A 15,843-nucleotide genomic window follows, 5' to 3' on the forward strand; every position below is an offset into this window, starting at 1 on the left:
TTTTTTTTTGATGACGTTAATGTTACCTGTCACAAATAAAAAAGCCTTAGGTTTTAAACCCAAGGCTTTATTTTTATAAACTAATTAAGTTTGTGATGCTGAAGTAAATCAGTGAATAAATTAATTGTTTATTACTTATGACGTTCTTTAAGTTTATTAATTACGTCATTCATTTCTAAATCCATTGATTGTAGCAACACAGTTAAGTGATATAACAAATCAGCTGATTCACAAATTAATTCTTCTTTATCACCAGCAGTTGCTGCTAACGCACATTCAACACCTTCTTCACCTACTTTTTGCGCAATGCGCTTTACGCCTTTTGCGTATAAGCGGGCAGTGTAGCTTGAATCAGGCTCTGCACCTTTACGGCTAGCAATCACTTGTTCTAAATCTGCTAAAAATGCGATTTGTGGTTGGGCTTTGCCATCCCAACAAGTTTCAGTACCTGTGTGGCAAGTTGGGCCATTTGGCTTAGCTAAGGCAATTAAGCTGTCGTTATCGCAATCAACTGATAATTCAACTAAGTTTAACGTATGACCAGAAACTTCACCTTTGGTCCACAAACGCTGTTTGCTGCGGCTATATAAAGTTACAAAACCAGTTTCAAAAGTTTTATTTAACGCGTCTTGGTTTACAAAACCTTGCATTAAAATTTTGCCAGAGTAAGCGTTTTGTACAATTAACGGCAATAAACCGCTTTCGGCTTTGTCCCAAGCGAGTTGTTGAATATTGTCTGCCGTTACTAACAAGGTCTTATCTCCACTTTTTCATTAATTAGGGTTTGTTTTAACTCGTCCATTGCGATAACTGCTTTGTGGAATACACTTGCAGCTAATGCACCGTCTACGTCGGCCAATTTAAACACATCAGTAAAGTGTTCAATTGCGCCTGCACCACCAGATGCAATTAAAGGTACATTACATACTTCACGTGCAAGTTTTAATTGTTCAATGTCATAACCTTGACGAACACCGTCTTGGTTCATACAGTTTAAAACAATTTCGCCTGCGCCCATTTCTTGCACTTTTTTAATCCAGTCGAATGTTGTCCAGCTGGTTTTTTGAGTACGTTTTTCATCACCGGTAAATTGATAAACTTCGTATTGGTTATGCTCTTTGTTGTAATAAGAGTCGATTCCAACTACGACACATTGTTGACCGAATCTTTCATTTAATTCAGTGATCAACTGTGGATTTGCCAGAGCAGGGGAGTTAATTGAAATTTTGTCTGCACCCATTTCTAAAATAATGCGTGCATCTTCAACTGTTTTAATCCCACCAGCGACACAAAATGGAATGTCAATTTGTTCAGCGATACGCGAAACCCAAGCTTTATCAACAACGCGGCTATCGCTAGAGGCTGTAATATCGTAAAACACTAATTCATCAGCGCCCATTTCAGCGTACTTTTCAGCTAATGGGACTATGTCGCCAATAATTTCGTGGTTACGGAATTTAACCCCTTTAACCACTTTGCCATCTCTAACATCCAAACAAGGGATTATGCGCCTTGCCAGCATTGGATTGCCTCCTCGATGGTGAATTTACCTTCTAATAAAGAACGACCTAAAATAACGCCGCTTACTTTAGTTGGTTTTAATGCTTTAATGTCGTCTAACTGACCAATGCCACCAGATGCTTGCCAATGAATATGCGGGAATTGTTTAACAACTTCTGCATATAAATCAACGTTTGAACCAGCTAATGTACCGTCTTTGCTGATGTCAGTACACAATACGTGTTTAACACCAACAGATTTGTAATCTTCTAGTAAATCTTCAAGTTTAACACCTGAGTTTTCTTGCCAGCCATGAGTTGCGATACATTTATTGCCATCAGCATCAATGTTAATGTCTAATGCCAAAACAATTGCGTTAGGGCCATAAGTATCGATCCAGCTTTTAACTAGCTCAGGTTGTTTAACCGCAAGTGAACCGATAACAACGCGCTCTACGCCAGCTTCTAATAATTGTTCAACATCACGTTTACGGCGAATGCCGCCGCCAGCTTGGAAACGCATTAAACCTGTATCAACCATAGCTTTAATTAATTCAATTTGGCGTTTATCCGTATCTTTTGCGCCAGTTAAATCAACTATGTGTAACCATTTTGCGCCACCTTTAGCGTAAGTGGTTAATACTTCAATTGGGTCTAATTTATATTCAGTTTTTTGGTTGTAATCGCCTTGATATAAGCGAACGACTTTACCGTCGATTAAGTCTATTGCAGGGATGATCATGCTTTCATCTCCAAAAAGTTTTGTATTACGCGAGCGCCTGATTTGCCTGAGCGTTCAGGGTGAAATTGCACGCCGTAAAAATTCTTGTGGTGAATGCTGGCAGAAAAGGTTTGACCATAATCACAGGTCGCCAGCGTGTATTCTGAAGGTGCCACACATAAACTATGCACAAAATAAAAGTAATCTTGTTGGCTAATGCCTTCAAATAATGGGGAATCTTTTATTTCCGTTAGGGTGTTCCAACCCATGTGAGGTAAGCGTAGACAATCGGCTTTGATCGGTCTAACATTACCAGGGATTAATCCTAAGCAATCCACGTTGCCTTCGGCTGAATGTTCAGTCATTAATTGCATGCCTAAACAAATACCTAAAACAGGTTGTTGTAAACCTTGTACTATTTCAGGTATGCCTTTTTCTTTAATAATTCGCATTGCAGCGCCAGCTGCTCCAACGCCAGGTAAAAATACCTTATCGGCGTTTTTAATTTGTTCTGCGTTGTCGGTTACTGCAACTTTGTAACCTAATCTTTCAACACCAAATTTAAGCGATGAAAGGTTTGCACATGAAGTATCTATGATTACTACATTCATTACAACACACCTTTACTGCTTGGTAATTCTGTACCTTCAATACGAATAGCTTGGCGAAGCGCGCGGCCAAATACTTTGAATAGGCTTTCCACTTTGTGATGATCGTTATCGCCATCAGTTGATAAGTGTAAAGTAATCCCCATGCTATCTGCTAATGAACGGAAAAAGTGAGGTACCATTTCTGTACCTAATTCGCCAACTTTAGAATGAGTAAATTCTGCATCAAATTTACAAAAAGGGCGGCCAGAAATATCTAACACACATTGAGCCAAACATTCATCCATTGGCAAGCTAAAACCAAAACGACCAATACCACGTTTTGTGCCCAATGCTTGTTTTAAAGCCAACCCGAGTGCAAGCGCTGTGTCTTCAACCGAGTGATGGTCGTCTATATGTAAATCACCATTCACAGCAATATTCATATAAAAACCACCATGTGTTGAGATTTGATCTAACATGTGGTCAAAAAAGCCAACACCAGTTTGAATATCTGCTTTTTGTTGTTTGTCTAAATTAACACTTACTTTAATTTGTGTTTCACTGGTATTGCGCTCAATAGTAGCTGTACGGGCTTTAACTGTTAAAGTTTCAACTATGTGATCCCAATCAATGCCAGGTTGGCCGTATTGGAAACCACGAATACCCATGTTTGCTGCTAATTGCATATCTGTTTCACGATCGCCAATAACATAAGAATCAGTGAAATCGACTTTACCTTGTTGCAAGTAATCAGCAACTAAACCTAATTTAGGTTTGCGGCAGCTACAGTCATCACCCGGGAAGTGAGGACAAATTAAAACGTCGTCAAATTTAATACCTTGTGAGGTAAACACTTGCATCATTTTTTCATGTGGTGCATCAAAATCAGCTTGCGGGAAGCTGTCTGTGCCTAAACCATCTTGATTCGTTACCATAACCAAACGGTAGCCATGAGCTTGCAACGTTAACAAAGCAGGTACCACGTTTTTTTCAAAAACGAGTTTTTCCAATGAGTCTAATTGATAATCTACTGGTGGCTCAGTGACTAAAGTACCGTCACGGTCGATAAATAAAATGCGTTGTTTGCTCATTGTTTAACCTTTAAATTCATCCATAACAGCTAATAATGCGTCGGTTTCTTCTTTAGAACCGACAGAAATACGTAAGCTATTATCTAATAAAATTTGACTTGAATAATCGCGAATTAAAATACCTGCTTGTACTAGGGTATCAAATAATGCTTTTTTATGCTCAGTACGGAACATAATAAAATTAGAGTGGCTTTCTATTTGCTCGTATACATAATCATAGCTTGCTAATGCATCAACAATGCGCTGCTTTTGTACCAGTACATCTGCTTTTTGTTGCTGCATACGCGCAAGACCAGCTTCAGATAATGCCTGTGTGGCAATTTGTGCAACTGGCCAGCTAACTGGATAAGGCGCAATAACTTTACTCATAGCTTGAATGATATTTTCATTGGCTAGAGTGAAACCACAGCGTAAACCAGCTAAACCAAATGCTTTTGACATGGTGCGTAATATGGCTAGGTTGTCGTATTTTTCAATCCAAGACACAACTGAAGTTTCCATTGCGTATTCAATATAAGCTTCGTCAACTGCAACTATGGCTTGGCCTTTAAATATCTCTAATACTTGCTCAATTTGTTGATGCGAAACTAATGTTCCAGTTGGATTATTTGGGGAGCAAATAAACACAACTTTTACGTTATCTTTTGCGGCTTTTATTGCTTCAATATCTAGTGAAAAATCCGCATTAGTTGGCACTTTTTTGCAATCAATATTGCAAGTTTGTGCGCTAATTGAATACATGCCATAAGTTGGTGGGCAAATTAAAATTTGCTCTTGGTCTTCACAAAAGGTACGTATTAATAATTCTATGCCTTCATCAGCACCACGGCTTGCCAATACTTGGGTCGGTTTGACACCAGCATAGTTTGCATAACCATTAATTAAACTTTTTGGCTGAAAGTCTGGGTATCTGTTTAATACCGAACAGTCTAATTCATACTCGTTTGCATATGGAGATTCGTTGGCATTTAACCAAATATTACCACCTGACATACTGCGACGTGCTGATGCATATGGCACCAACTTTTGAATATTTTGTCTTGTAAGTTTTTCCGCTAAGCTCATTTATTTATTCACTTATCAATTAATTTCGTCTTGTTTGGCTTATTGTTTTAATGCTTCTAGTCGAACCGCCACGGCGTTTTTATGCGCATCAAGGCTTTCCGCTTCGGCGAGTGCCATAATGGCTGGGCCTATTGCTTGAATACCTTGTGCTGTTAATTCTTGCACTGTGTAGCGTTTACTAAAATCAGCCAAACTTAAACTGCTGTATGTTTTGGTATAACCATAAGTTGGTAAAACATGATTGGTGCCACTCGCATAATCGCCTGCAGATTCTGGTGAAAACGCACCTAAGAAAATTGAACCCGCATTCTCTAATTGCGGCAAAATTCCTCTTGGATCTTTTGTTTGCACAATTAAATGCTCTGGCGCGTATTCATTGCTCACTTGAATAGATTGCTCAAGCGAATCTGTCACTATAGTGCGGCTGTGCGATAACGCTGCTGCAGCAATTTCTTCACGCGGTAATACAGCCAATTGTTTAAATACGGCTTTTTCACAAGCTTTTGCCATGTTTTCACAGCTAGTCACTAAAATAACTTGAGAGTCTTTACCGTGTTCAGCTTGTGATAATAAATCAGCCGCGACAAATTCTGGGTTTGCACTACCGTCAGCGATAACTAAAACTTCACTAGGGCCAGCCGGCATATCAATTGCTGCGCCTAAGTGATCTTGGCTAACTTGCTGTTTTGCTTCGGTTACAAAACTATTGCCAGGGCCAAATATTTTGTTCACTTTTTTGATGCTTTCTGTGCCATAGGCAAGAGCTGCAATTGCTTGTGCGCCACCTGCTAAATATAACTCGTCGACACCACAGATTTTGGCAGCATAACGAATTTCAGCTTTTACTTTGCCGTCTTTACCCGGTGGGGTTGCAAGTACCAATCGTTTACAACCTGCGATACGTGCAGGTGTTGCCAACATTAAAACGGTAGAAGGCAAGGGCGCTGTACCACCAGGAATATATAAACCAACAGCTTCTATAGGTTGTGTATGTAGTTCACATACCACACCTGGGGTAGTTTCTACTTTAATAACTTGAGCTTTTTGCGCTACGTGAAATTTGTGAATTTGCTGATGAGCTAATTCAATAGCACTTTTTACTTCCGCTGATAATTCACCTTCTGATGCATCAATATCAGTTTGCGAAACACGCAATGAAGTTAGCTTTAAACCATCAAATTTTTCGGTTAAATCAAATAGAGCTTGATCACCATGTTCACGAACCTGAGCAATAATATCATGCACAAGTGTTTTTAATTTTGCACTGTCACCCAATGCTGGGCGTGCTAACACTTGTTGTTGCTCTTGTGGGCTTAATTCGTTCCAAACTAAGGTTTTCATGCTCTAACTCCGAAAATATAACCGCGTATTATACGCGGCCATTTAATACTTGATTGTAAACTTCTTGCAATTCAGCCAGTGAATTTTCTACAAATCTAAATGCGTCATCACGCTTATAGCTGTCTGACGGTGTCCAATATCGAGTTTTTAAACTGTATGGACGTAAACCGCGTAATGCATCTTGTTGGCTACAGAAAATATCTAAAATATCTGGTTTGTTTATCCAGTTATCACCCAAATTTTCTTGTAGTGCGTGATACCAATAAGCAAATTGTAATAAACGTTCTTGCTCAAAGTAGCCAACCGGATTCAATTCATCGAGAAGTTGAATTAAACCTTCATCACTTTTTTTGTTGTATTTGTAGTAGTCAACCACATACAAACTTTCCGACAAAAACAGTGGTGCACCTAATAAAACTAAATTCTTTCTGCGCAGGGTTGAGCCTGTTTGTACTATTTCTAAACCAACATCACCGGTGTTGCTGTCGTTTACTGCATCTTCAACGTCATGTACAGGTTCAATATTTAATTTTGGATAAGACTTATGTACTTTTTCAGCGTAACGACCTTTTACAAACACGCGGTTTTTGTGGTGTTCTAAGTGCTGTAAATAGTCTTTTGGATATCCTGTGCCAAGATCGTCTTTTGGTCTTTGTTTAGCAATTAAGAAAAAGCCAACCATATCCTGCACGTCGCGCGAAACTACATCGTTATACCGAGTTAACATTGCAGAGCCGGCAATTCGCACCTTATGCTCTTTTTTGAGGTTGTAGTTATACATTCCCCATTTAGTTGCAGAAGCATTAAGCGAATTGTGCGTGACTGCCAACAATTCATCTAAACCAGCTACCGCAATATCGGCTTCACCTAAACCAACAAGAGAAGAACAGTTGTGTGGTTCATCACCTTCAATTCGTACATTTAGACCACTCATTTGAATGTCTGCGCCTAAAAAACCAACACGGTAAGGTCTTTCTTCGCGTTTACGGTCAATAAACAAACCTAAGTGATTGGCTATTTGTTGACCTTGCAACTCGTCTAAATATGTTTTTGCTTGCGCGTAGTTCGGATCTTTGCGCTTTTTGCCGCCTTTAACCGCACTAATCAATTCGTTTGGGGCGACTAAACCGGTCGCTTGAGTACCGATTTTTTTTATAAAATTTTCAAAAGTACGACCACTTCTTGGTATAGCCATAACAGCGTCGTAAATTGACATCTGCGCGTATCCTTTTGGGTAAATTTATTAAACTTGCAATTGCTCTTAATTTTAAGCGCTCATTTTTGGGGCGGCTAATTATAAGGTATTTCTACGGGCTTATAAAAGCAAAAACCCCCGAAAGTGTCCTTCCGGGGGTAATATTTCCGTTCCGAAAGGCAAATTCGCGCCTTCGGTTACACCAAAGGCTAAGTTAAATGATGATGTCCATGTAATGAATGGTTAAAAAATAACATGTTAGCCTTAAAAAAGTGCAATTGATAATAGCGATTAAAGTAACTGATTAACTCGGTTAAATCAAGTTGAAGAATTGTTCTTTAATTCAGTGGGTATACGTATGTACATTTCAAAACCACAGCCTTTATCTGAGTTGGCAATAATTTCGCCTTTTAATTTGTCACAAACAATGCTTTTGCAAATTGACATGCCAAGACCTGTATTGCCATTGTCTCGGTTGGTTGTGTAATAGGGGGTAAATATTTTATCTAAATTTTGTTGTTCAACCCCTGAGCCGTTATCTGAATATAGAATTAAAATTTGTTTATCTTCAGCTGTATAGTTGAATATGCTTATTTTTATTCGCCCGTCAGTTTTATCCTTAAACCCGTGAGTTAAGCTGTTATTAATCAAATTAATAAATACTTGGCTCAGTGGGCCAGGGTAGGAAAACATTTCTACATTGTCTGCTATATCGACTTCTATAGTATGTTGGGTTTTCTTGAGTTTTGGGTGTAGCGTATTCAGGGTATCTTTTACCAAAGTGACTAACTTAAATGCTCTAAGCTGTTCGCTTGTTTGATCTGTAGTTATTTGTTTGAAACTTTGAATTAAATCCGCTGCGCGCTCGATATTGCTTGAAATAAGCGTCAGTGTATTGTCTGTTTCGTTTTGATATTTTTCTAGCGCTTGCTTGGATAATTTATTATTGGCAATTTTATCATTGAGTATCGCCACTGCATCTTTTAAATGACTTGTTGCAGTGACACAAATCCCTATAGGTGTATTAATCTCGTGGGCAAATTCTGGCACACGCTCAGCTATGTCGGCCATTTGTCTATGTTGCAACAGCTCTTCTTGGTAATGCGCCACTTCGGTTAAAGCATCATGGGTTAAGTTGGCGGTTTGGTCTAATTCACTTTGTGTTTTAGCCAACTCAGTTTGACTATTTTTTAATTCTGTTTCTGTATGCACTAGTTTTTCAATATTTTGTAGCAGGCCATACATATAGATATCTTGCGCATCTTCGCTGAGGCATTGCCCCCGCAGCTGAACCCAACGAAATTTACCTTGACCTATCATCAAACGAAACTCAGCACAAAAGCCGAGGGATTTATCATTGAGGAAGTGTTTGAATTTTTGTTTAACTGGCTGTACATCGTCTATGTGTAACCACATTTTTAGATGTTTATCGTTGTCCCAATCTAGCTGAGTAACCTTTTTCAATTCTAAAGTATTGTGGTCATAATAATATAACCATTGGTTTTGCAGATTAAGTAACCAGATTTGTTCGTGGTTTTGTTTGAGAGTATTGAGTAGACCTTTAGTCAAGTTGCGGAACTGCTTGTATGGTTTTATACGCACAAGCCAATACAGCCAATTAATTAGCAGAAAAAATACAATGATCAACGAATAAATCAGTACCGTTGATGAAGGCATAGAGGCTGTCTTAATAAGTTAACATAATGTTACAGTGTAGACAGTGTCTATGCGATCTCGCAAGTTTCTGTAAGCTAAATTTGTGCTTTGAGTGCTTTTATTACATTTATACGTTTGTCGTATATCTGTTGTTTAATCCCCAACCCGCTAAAACCTTGCTCAATAAACTCTTTTGCTGTTACTTGTAAACATGCATCAGCAACTTTTTGGACAAATTCAAATTGCGGATATTGCCTAGTTTCAAAGTCTTTACGTCCTTTAAAGTCGGCCAAGCAGCATAATAAAAACTGTTTGAATCGCTCGGGTTTTCGCCACAAGTCTGTTCGGTCAAACATTTTTAAATAAGTCACTGGTTTTAACTCAAACGCTTTATGCGTATGGCAATGAAACTCGCTAGTAATGCTTGCTAGATCGCGATAGTGGTTGGGGATACGTAGCCTTTTACACATATCTTCGACCAGTTTGACCCCTGCTTTTTCATGGCCGTGATGCCGAGGCCATAACTCTTGTGGAGTTAATCCTTTGCCTAAATCATGGCATAGCGCGGCAAATCTGACTTCTGCTAAGTCACTCAATTTAGCCGCTTGCTGCAAAACCATCATGCAATGTACACCTGTATCTATTTCTGGGTGCCATTTTTCTGGATTAGGGATGCCCCATAAACAATCTAATTCTGGAAATAATACTTTAAGTGCACCTATATCACGTAATGTTTGAAAATAAACTTGTGGCGCATTTGTTGTTAGCGCTTTTTCCGTCTCTAACCAAACACGCTCAGCTTGTAAGTGGTTAATTTCACCGCTTTCAACCATAGACCGCATGAGCGCTAAAGTTTCAGCTGCAATAGTAAAACCTAAGTTATGGTAACGTGCAGCGAAACGGGCTACACGTAAAACTCGTAAAGGATCTTCACTAAAAGCAGCAGAGACATGCCGCAAGGTTTTGTTGTTAAGGTCTTGTTGACCGCCATAAGGATCTATGATTTGGCCGTTTTGATCTTCAGCTAACGCATTTATGGTTAAATCACGGCGAATAAGATCTTGTTCTAACGTAATGCTTGAATCAAACTTACATTCAAAGCCTGTATAACCGGCAGAGGTTTTTCGTTCGGTGCGTGCTAATGCATATTCTTGTTTTGTTTTAGGGTGGAGAAATACCGGAAAATCTTTACCAACTTGTTGGTAACCTAATTCAAGCATTTGCTCTGGCGTTGCACCAACCACTACCCAGTCTTTATCTTTGACTGGAATAGACAATAGTTTGTCTCTGACCGCACCACCAACTAAATAGACTTGCATTAACACCTCTTGGAATTTTTCCATTCAACCACTACTATAACGCGTCTTGCGTTAAAACTAATTGGGATATTATGTATAAAGCTTTTTTTGGGCTCAAGGAAATTCCGTTTTCAATTGCACCTAATCCAGAATACTTGTACATGAGTGAACGGCATAAAGAGGCGTTAGCTCATTTATTATTTGGATTAAATGAAACAGGCGGGTTTGTATTATTAACTGGTGAAGTAGGAACTGGCAAAACTACAGTTTCCCGCTGTTTGTTAGCACTAATCCCGGATAATACCCAAATTGCTTTTATCCTAAACCCAACATTAACAGAGTGGGAGTTATTGGCCACTGTTTGTGATGAATTTAAGATAGGTTATGATGCAGACAAAGCCAGCATCAAAACACTAACAGATGCAATCAAGTTGTTTTTACAACAGCAACATGAATTAAATAACAAGTGTTTGTTAATTATTGATGAAGCGCAACACTTAAGAGCTGAAGTATTAGAGCAGTTAAGGTTATTAACTAACTTAGAAACAAATACCCAAAAATTACTGCAAGTGATCTTAATTGGCCAACCTGAATTACAAGCTTTATTAAAACGCCAAGAACTGCGTCAATTAGCCCAACGTATTACCGCCAGATATCATTTATTACCATTAACCGAATCACAAATAGCCTATTATATAAATCATAGAATGAAAGTTGCTGGTTGTGACTGTGCGGTGTTTACCAAAGCGGCCATCGCGGCTATTTACCAAGTAAGCAAAGGCATTCCGCGTGTCATAAATTTATTGTGTGATAGGTCGTTGATGGGTGCTTATGCTGCAAATAAGTTAAAAGTTGATAAACCTATTGTTTTGGCTGCAGCTAAAGAGGTTGTAGATTTTGAGCAAGTTAAAACCGCTACTGGATTAACTTGGTTAAAACGTGATTATGCGTATATTGCTGCGATTGTTGTTTTAGTCACCGCATTTTTCACTTTTCAACAATTAAGTAATCATGGGGTAGCTGCACAGCCAAATGAGCAATCGACTAGTCAAATGATTGAACAGGTTAAACCAACTGCAGTCGACAAACTAGCCAGTTTGCAAGGCACTTTACCAGAGCAATTTAGCAATTTGGCAAACTTATGGCAATTGCCAACAGATGTGCTAGTTACAGATAAAAACCAAGGCGCCGCGCAAATATCTAACGCTTGTCAAAGCTTCGCTAAATTTGAACTCGCTTGTCAGAACTGGCAAGGTTCGTTTGAGCAATTATTAAGCTTGAATATTCCTGCTGTTATTGAACTTTATTTACCAAACCAGAGTATCCGTTATGCTGTGTTGTCAGCTGCAAATAAAAACGCAGGTGATTGGCAAGCTAGTCAGCTAACTTTGACAATTGACAATCAGAGTATTGAACTGAGCTTTGCCGAGTTAAAGAATATGTGGCGTGGTCAAGCTTTGTATATATGGCAGCCCCCCTTTATTGACCAAGTTGATGTAATTAGCGCTGATAGTGAACTGAAACAAATTCAGTGGTTGGACAGTCAACTCAATGCACTGCTAAATAAACCGAGACGTTTAACTGAATCTTTCGATGAGGTTTTAGTCAACAACCTAAAAGCGATGCAAATCAATAGTGGTTTGGCCATTAAAAGCAAAGCGGATATTAGCTTGCAAACTTTAATTCAACAAAACACGCTCAACCGAGTCGCTCGAATTTATTAGGAACTAAGATGTCGATACTATTAGCAGCGCAGAAGCGACAACAAGCTCAAGGACAAGACGAGACACAAGTTTACGCGGATGAAGATAGCTCTGAAATGGCGATGCAAAATCGCACTAAACTGGGTTATGCGTCAGTATTGGTTGCAGCTTCAGTCGCTTTTGCACTTGTAACTTGGGGATTATCTACAAACAAACAACCAGAAAACACCCAACAAGTTAGTGCCCAACCAATTGTACAGAAAAAATTACCGGTAAAAGATGTTGAACATACAGTTTTATTGGGTGACATAAATTTAGCCAAGAGCCAGAAACAAACAGAAAAAGTTGCTGAGGAAACGAGCCGAGTCGAACAAGTTGAGCAGACCGAGCAAGTGCAACAAGTCATTTCAGCCGCGCCTTCACAAGAAATTGATAAACGCATTAGGCCGATTGAAAATGCGCAAGCACAAGCGTTAGATATAGACCCCAAGTTACTTGCTAAATTTAATGCAGCAGTTGCACAAACCATGAGTGAAGAACAAAACACTGATGGAGAGTTAGTCATACCGCAAGCTACAGCTGAAACTAAACCTTTGGTGAATTACCCAGAATCATTTCAAGCAAGTATTCCCGAGCTAGATTTTCAAACACATATTTATTCGTCTGAAGCGAAACAGCGCTGGGTTAAGGTCAATGGTAAAATTGTTAAGGAAGAACAAGAGGTGGCCACTGGGTTAGTGGTTAAAGAGATAAAACCGCAGCAAGTTATTTTAGCCTACAAGGGCAAAAATTTTAGTTTGCCAGCTCTTACGAGCTGGCGTTTCTAATTGGATAAATCAATCAGTAGTTTTTAACCAATTCGGCGCGAATTTGCTCCAAACGTGCTTGCACTTTCATCTGATTTTTAGGTCCCATACGAATCAACAGCTTTTGAATATCTGATAAAGCTTCTAATTCAGGATCTGCATATTTATACATAGCTGAAGGTGCAACTAACTTAATTTCTTTTTCAATAACTGGTGTTGCTAGCGCAACATCAATTGCGTCAATAAGTTTGTCGACAAATGCTTGATCGTTGTAACCAATCTCTTGGTAGGCGTCGTCCATCAAAGGTTGATATTTTTTCAAATTATCGACCAAGGTATCTGTACTAACCATACTTAACAGCGATACATAGGGGTCGTAACGTTTAAACGAACTTGCATCTAGCGTATAGGTATTGTCTGCACTAGCAACAACTTTCATCGGCTCTGAAGGCGCGGTGACTGGAGCATGTTTTTGCATCAAGTCGCCTTTAGCAGCGTTATCAACAAACACAACAAACTTACGGATTAAATCTTGATTAACAAACAAAGGCGACGCAGAAGTACCCGAATACACAGACGACAAATCAGCTTTAACCACAGTATCACTTTGATTTAGGCTGGGTAATTCTGGTTTCGGTGGTTTCGCAGCTTCAGGCTTAGGTATATCCATAGGCTCTGGCGCTTTAACTACTGGTTGCTGAACAACAGGTTCAATTTGTTTAGGCTTTTCTATCTGAGGTGGCGGCGTATAAGTTGGTTTAGGAGCTTCAACAGCTATAGGTTCTGGTTTTACTGGCTCAGCTTCGTCACCAGAAAATAGCAGGTAGCCAACGCCAACTGCTAGCACTGCAACCCCGACACCAATTAAAATTAATGGATTTGATGAATTCGTATTGGCTTCTTCAGACATAACTGCCCCCTTAAAATGCAGATTCCAATTAAGTAAGAACTAAACAGACCAGTATAAGTTCAAATTTAATTATAAATAAAGCGGCGCCATGCGGCGCCAGTAATACCCTCGATGCGCTCGTTCTTCCCACACATACAACTTATGCTCAATATTTTGATTGCGCAAGATGTCACTTAAATCTCGGTTGTTTTGATAAAACGGGTCTTCTTCACCTATTACCAGTGTAATATCCATCGACCTAAGTTGCTTGAGAATTTTGTTACATTGTAAATTCGGTAGAAAGTGAGTGGGGGTGTTGAAATAAACCTCTTCACTATAATAACCGTCGAACAAATCTTTAAAATATTCAACATTTAACGTTAAATCGAAGCGACCGCTGAACGCAACTAATTTTTTAAACTTATTTGGATGCCTAAATGCAATATTTGCAGCGTGAAAAGCACCAAGGCTGCAACCATGTGAGATAGTTACCGGATTTTTATTTTTCTTTTTCATAAAAGGCAATACTTCTTTTAGAATGTATTGCTCATATGCAAGGTAACGTTGTATGCGCCCTGATGGATGTGCCCAAAAACAATAAAAAGATTCTCCGTCAATACCGTCGACACAATACAACTGTAACTCACCTGCATTAATTCTGTCTTCGATTTGTGCGGGCATGCGTAAATCTTCATATTCAAAAAAACGTCCACCTCGGGTCGGGAATACCAATACCTTTTCGCCGGAGTGACCAAACACGAGCAACTCCATTTCTCGCTCAAGGTTTTTACTCCACCATTTATGGTACTCTCGATTCATTTCCCTTACCTTTAAAGCCTAGATGTCGGCAAAAAATTCACTTAACTCGTTTAATAGCAGCCTAGATTCTTGCTGTTGTTCTGGATACTCATAGTGGCCCGCAGTCAAAACATATAGCTGTTTTTCACAATTTAGTGCGTTGTACACCGCAAACTGCCCAGGCGGCGCAACCATAGGATCAAAACGAGCGGCGGCAATATGTACAGGCACATTTATGTATCTCGCCGCTATTGCAGCATCGTAATATGACAAGGTCGTTAAAACTGCTTCTGGATGTTTGCGGCAATATAGTTGCACTGCTGCACCACTACCTGTTGTTTTGAGTGCCAGTCTGAGTAAGTGATTACCAAAACTCGGTACGTTAAAATGCGCTTTTTTGATGCGTGAATCCCACGCCAATGCCATCGCACCAATTCCACCGGAAAAACTAATACCTAATAAACCTATATGGCCAGAAAGATGAGGAAACAATCTAAGTAAACAACTTACTGAGGTCCAAATATCTTCAACACAACCTCGAAATATATATTGTTTGGGTTTATCTATATCATGCAAGACGTGCCAATGTGGTTGGGAAGAAACGCCGGGATAATGACTTAAACTTAAGCCTCTATGACATATAAACAGCAACGCACTGTCGTGATTAAAAGGCAGATGAAAATCTGGCTCGCTGCGTCCGCCATAACCATGGCCAATAACAAAACCGCGTTTAATTTCCCCTGACGCTGGTAAGCATAACCAACCTTTTACAGTTGCATTGTCGGTTGAACGAAAAGCAATTTTAAAAACTCTTAAATTGTCTCTTGTGATGCCAGTGTCAATTAACTCAGGGTGAGGCGCAACACTTAATGATTCACTCAGTTTGTGCCGCCAGAATGATTCGTAATCATCCGGTGTTTCTGGTGATTTAACCCTAAGCAGTTGGTCAAGTGTGTAACCATATGAAGGGTCAAAATCGAAATGTGGCATTAAACTTTCCCGCAACGCAACTATTCAATAAAACTAACACACTATGAGGGGATAAAAAACACCAATTGAACTTTAAACCTAGGAGCAATAATGATTTTGCCTAGTTTTTATACGCTTAAACAAAAAGTTGTAAAAATTTAGTTGCTTAATTGCCGTTTGTGTCCAACACTATTTGTATAAATTTCCATTTTTCATCAGTTA

The 15,843-nt window shown here is 39.2% G+C and carries 15 protein-coding genes; 2 read left to right on the forward strand and 13 right to left on the reverse strand.

The features are described from left to right. Positions 1–131: 131 nt before the first annotated feature. From hisIE to ACMZOO_RS00525, 10 genes are all read right to left on the reverse strand, one after another. Entirely contained in the window at positions 132–752 is a 621-nt protein-coding gene (hisIE, locus tag ACMZOO_RS00480) for a bifunctional phosphoribosyl-AMP cyclohydrolase/phosphoribosyl-ATP diphosphatase HisIE (RefSeq protein ID WP_440904716.1), read from the reverse strand. Next, positions 746–1,522 (reverse strand): imidazole glycerol phosphate synthase subunit HisF, encoded by a 777-nt coding sequence (hisF, locus tag ACMZOO_RS00485; RefSeq protein ID WP_016955975.1) that lies wholly within the window; start codon positions 1,520–1,522, stop codon positions 746–748. Before hisF ends, hisIE begins: the two co-directional genes overlap by 7 nt. Continuing rightward, entirely contained in the window at positions 1,504–2,241 is a 738-nt protein-coding gene (gene hisA / locus ACMZOO_RS00490) for a 1-(5-phosphoribosyl)-5-[(5-phosphoribosylamino)methylideneamino]imidazole-4-carboxamide isomerase (RefSeq protein WP_440904718.1), read from the reverse strand. Before hisA ends, hisF begins: the two co-directional genes overlap by 19 nt. Next, the gene (hisH, locus tag ACMZOO_RS00495; RefSeq protein WP_440904719.1) at positions 2,238–2,831 is read right to left on the reverse strand and encodes an imidazole glycerol phosphate synthase subunit HisH; all 594 of its coding nucleotides are present in this window, start codon (positions 2,829–2,831) and stop codon (positions 2,238–2,240) included. The genes hisA and hisH overlap by 4 nt, the downstream gene beginning before the upstream one ends. Further along, entirely contained in the window at positions 2,831–3,901 is a 1,071-nt protein-coding gene (gene hisB / locus ACMZOO_RS00500) for a bifunctional histidinol-phosphatase/imidazoleglycerol-phosphate dehydratase HisB (RefSeq protein ID WP_440904721.1), read from the reverse strand. Before hisB ends, hisH begins: the two co-directional genes overlap by 1 nt. Positions 3,902–3,904: 3 nt before the next feature. Further along, complete coding sequence (hisC, locus tag ACMZOO_RS00505) at positions 3,905–4,966, reverse strand: histidinol-phosphate transaminase (RefSeq protein WP_440904722.1); 1,062 nt, start codon at positions 4,964–4,966, stop codon at positions 3,905–3,907. A gap of 39 nt (positions 4,967–5,005) precedes the next feature. Further along, on the reverse strand, positions 5,006–6,307 hold the full coding sequence (hisD, locus tag ACMZOO_RS00510) for a histidinol dehydrogenase (RefSeq protein WP_440904723.1): 1,302 nt from the start codon (positions 6,305–6,307) through the stop codon (positions 5,006–5,008). A gap of 28 nt (positions 6,308–6,335) precedes the next feature. Continuing rightward, entirely contained in the window at positions 6,336–7,523 is a 1,188-nt protein-coding gene (locus ACMZOO_RS00515; protein ID WP_016955981.1) for a hypothetical protein, read from the reverse strand. A gap of 297 nt (positions 7,524–7,820) precedes the next feature. Continuing rightward, positions 7,821–9,179: an ATP-binding protein gene (locus ACMZOO_RS00520; protein ID WP_440904725.1), complete on the reverse strand. Its 1,359-nt coding sequence runs from the start codon at positions 9,177–9,179 to the stop codon at positions 7,821–7,823. Between the two features lie 74 nt (positions 9,180–9,253). Next, on the reverse strand, positions 9,254–10,477 hold the full coding sequence (locus tag ACMZOO_RS00525; protein WP_440906319.1) for a multifunctional CCA addition/repair protein: 1,224 nt from the start codon (positions 10,475–10,477) through the stop codon (positions 9,254–9,256). A 71-nt stretch (positions 10,478–10,548) separates the two neighbouring features. Between ACMZOO_RS00525 and ACMZOO_RS00530 the strand changes: the two genes are divergently transcribed. Then, on the forward strand, positions 10,549–12,180 hold the full coding sequence (locus ACMZOO_RS00530) for an ExeA family protein (RefSeq protein WP_440904727.1): 1,632 nt from the start codon (positions 10,549–10,551) through the stop codon (positions 12,178–12,180). Positions 12,181–12,188: 8 nt separating this feature from the next. Continuing rightward, positions 12,189–12,986, forward strand: a complete 798-nt coding sequence (locus tag ACMZOO_RS00535) for a general secretion pathway protein GspB (protein ID WP_440904729.1) — start codon at positions 12,189–12,191, stop codon at positions 12,984–12,986. Between the two features lie 13 nt (positions 12,987–12,999). Here the strand turns inward: ACMZOO_RS00535 and ACMZOO_RS00540 are convergent, their stop codons facing one another. From ACMZOO_RS00540 to ACMZOO_RS00550, 3 genes are all read right to left on the reverse strand, one after another. Beyond that, entirely contained in the window at positions 13,000–13,875 is an 876-nt protein-coding gene (locus ACMZOO_RS00540) for a DUF3014 domain-containing protein (RefSeq protein ID WP_440904730.1), read from the reverse strand. Between the two features lie 69 nt (positions 13,876–13,944). Continuing rightward, a complete protein-coding gene (locus ACMZOO_RS00545; RefSeq protein WP_016955987.1) occupies positions 13,945–14,673 on the reverse strand; it encodes an esterase family protein in 729 nt (242 codons plus the stop codon). 18 nt (positions 14,674–14,691) lie between these two features. Continuing rightward, positions 14,692–15,642 carry an acetylxylan esterase gene (locus tag ACMZOO_RS00550; RefSeq protein ID WP_016955988.1) on the reverse strand — a complete coding sequence of 317 codons (951 nt, stop codon included), beginning with the start codon at positions 15,640–15,642 and terminating at the stop codon, positions 14,692–14,694. Positions 15,643–15,843 lie beyond the last annotated feature (201 nt).

Source organism: Catenovulum sp. SX2 (assembly GCF_052056295.1).
Lineage (GTDB): Bacteria > Pseudomonadota > Gammaproteobacteria > Enterobacterales > Alteromonadaceae > Catenovulum.

What these genes read in the sequence shown, in the direction of transcription:
- hisF (WP_016955975.1), bottom strand. Translation starts at nt 1,522, where the DNA reads ATGCTGGCAAGGCGCATAATCCCTTGTTTGGATGTTAGAGATGGCAAA.
- hisA (WP_440904718.1), bottom strand. Translation starts at nt 2,241, where the DNA reads ATGATCATCCCTGCAATAGACTTAATCGACGGTAAAGTCGTTCGCTTA.
- hisH (WP_440904719.1), bottom strand. Translation starts at nt 2,831, where the DNA reads ATGAATGTAGTAATCATAGATACTTCATGTGCAAACCTTTCATCGCTT.
- hisB (WP_440904721.1), bottom strand. Translation starts at nt 3,901, where the DNA reads ATGAGCAAACAACGCATTTTATTTATCGACCGTGACGGTACTTTAGTC.
- hisC (WP_440904722.1), bottom strand. Translation starts at nt 4,966, where the DNA reads ATGAGCTTAGCGGAAAAACTTACAAGACAAAATATTCAAAAGTTGGTG.
- hisD (WP_440904723.1), bottom strand. Translation starts at nt 6,307, where the DNA reads ATGAAAACCTTAGTTTGGAACGAATTAAGCCCACAAGAGCAACAACAA.
- ACMZOO_RS00515 (WP_016955981.1), bottom strand. Translation starts at nt 7,523, where the DNA reads ATGTCAATTTACGACGCTGTTATGGCTATACCAAGAAGTGGTCGTACT.
- ACMZOO_RS00520 (WP_440904725.1), bottom strand. Translation starts at nt 9,179, where the DNA reads ATGCCTTCATCAACGGTACTGATTTATTCGTTGATCATTGTATTTTTT.
- ACMZOO_RS00525 (WP_440906319.1), bottom strand. Translation starts at nt 10,477, where the DNA reads ATGCAAGTCTATTTAGTTGGTGGTGCGGTCAGAGACAAACTATTGTCT.
- ACMZOO_RS00530 (WP_440904727.1), top strand. Translation starts at nt 10,549, where the DNA reads ATGTATAAAGCTTTTTTTGGGCTCAAGGAAATTCCGTTTTCAATTGCA.
- ACMZOO_RS00535 (WP_440904729.1), top strand. Translation starts at nt 12,189, where the DNA reads ATGTCGATACTATTAGCAGCGCAGAAGCGACAACAAGCTCAAGGACAA.
- ACMZOO_RS00540 (WP_440904730.1), bottom strand. Translation starts at nt 13,875, where the DNA reads ATGTCTGAAGAAGCCAATACGAATTCATCAAATCCATTAATTTTAATT.
- ACMZOO_RS00545 (WP_016955987.1), bottom strand. Translation starts at nt 14,673, where the DNA reads ATGAATCGAGAGTACCATAAATGGTGGAGTAAAAACCTTGAGCGAGAA.
- ACMZOO_RS00550 (WP_016955988.1), bottom strand. Translation starts at nt 15,642, where the DNA reads ATGCCACATTTCGATTTTGACCCTTCATATGGTTACACACTTGACCAA.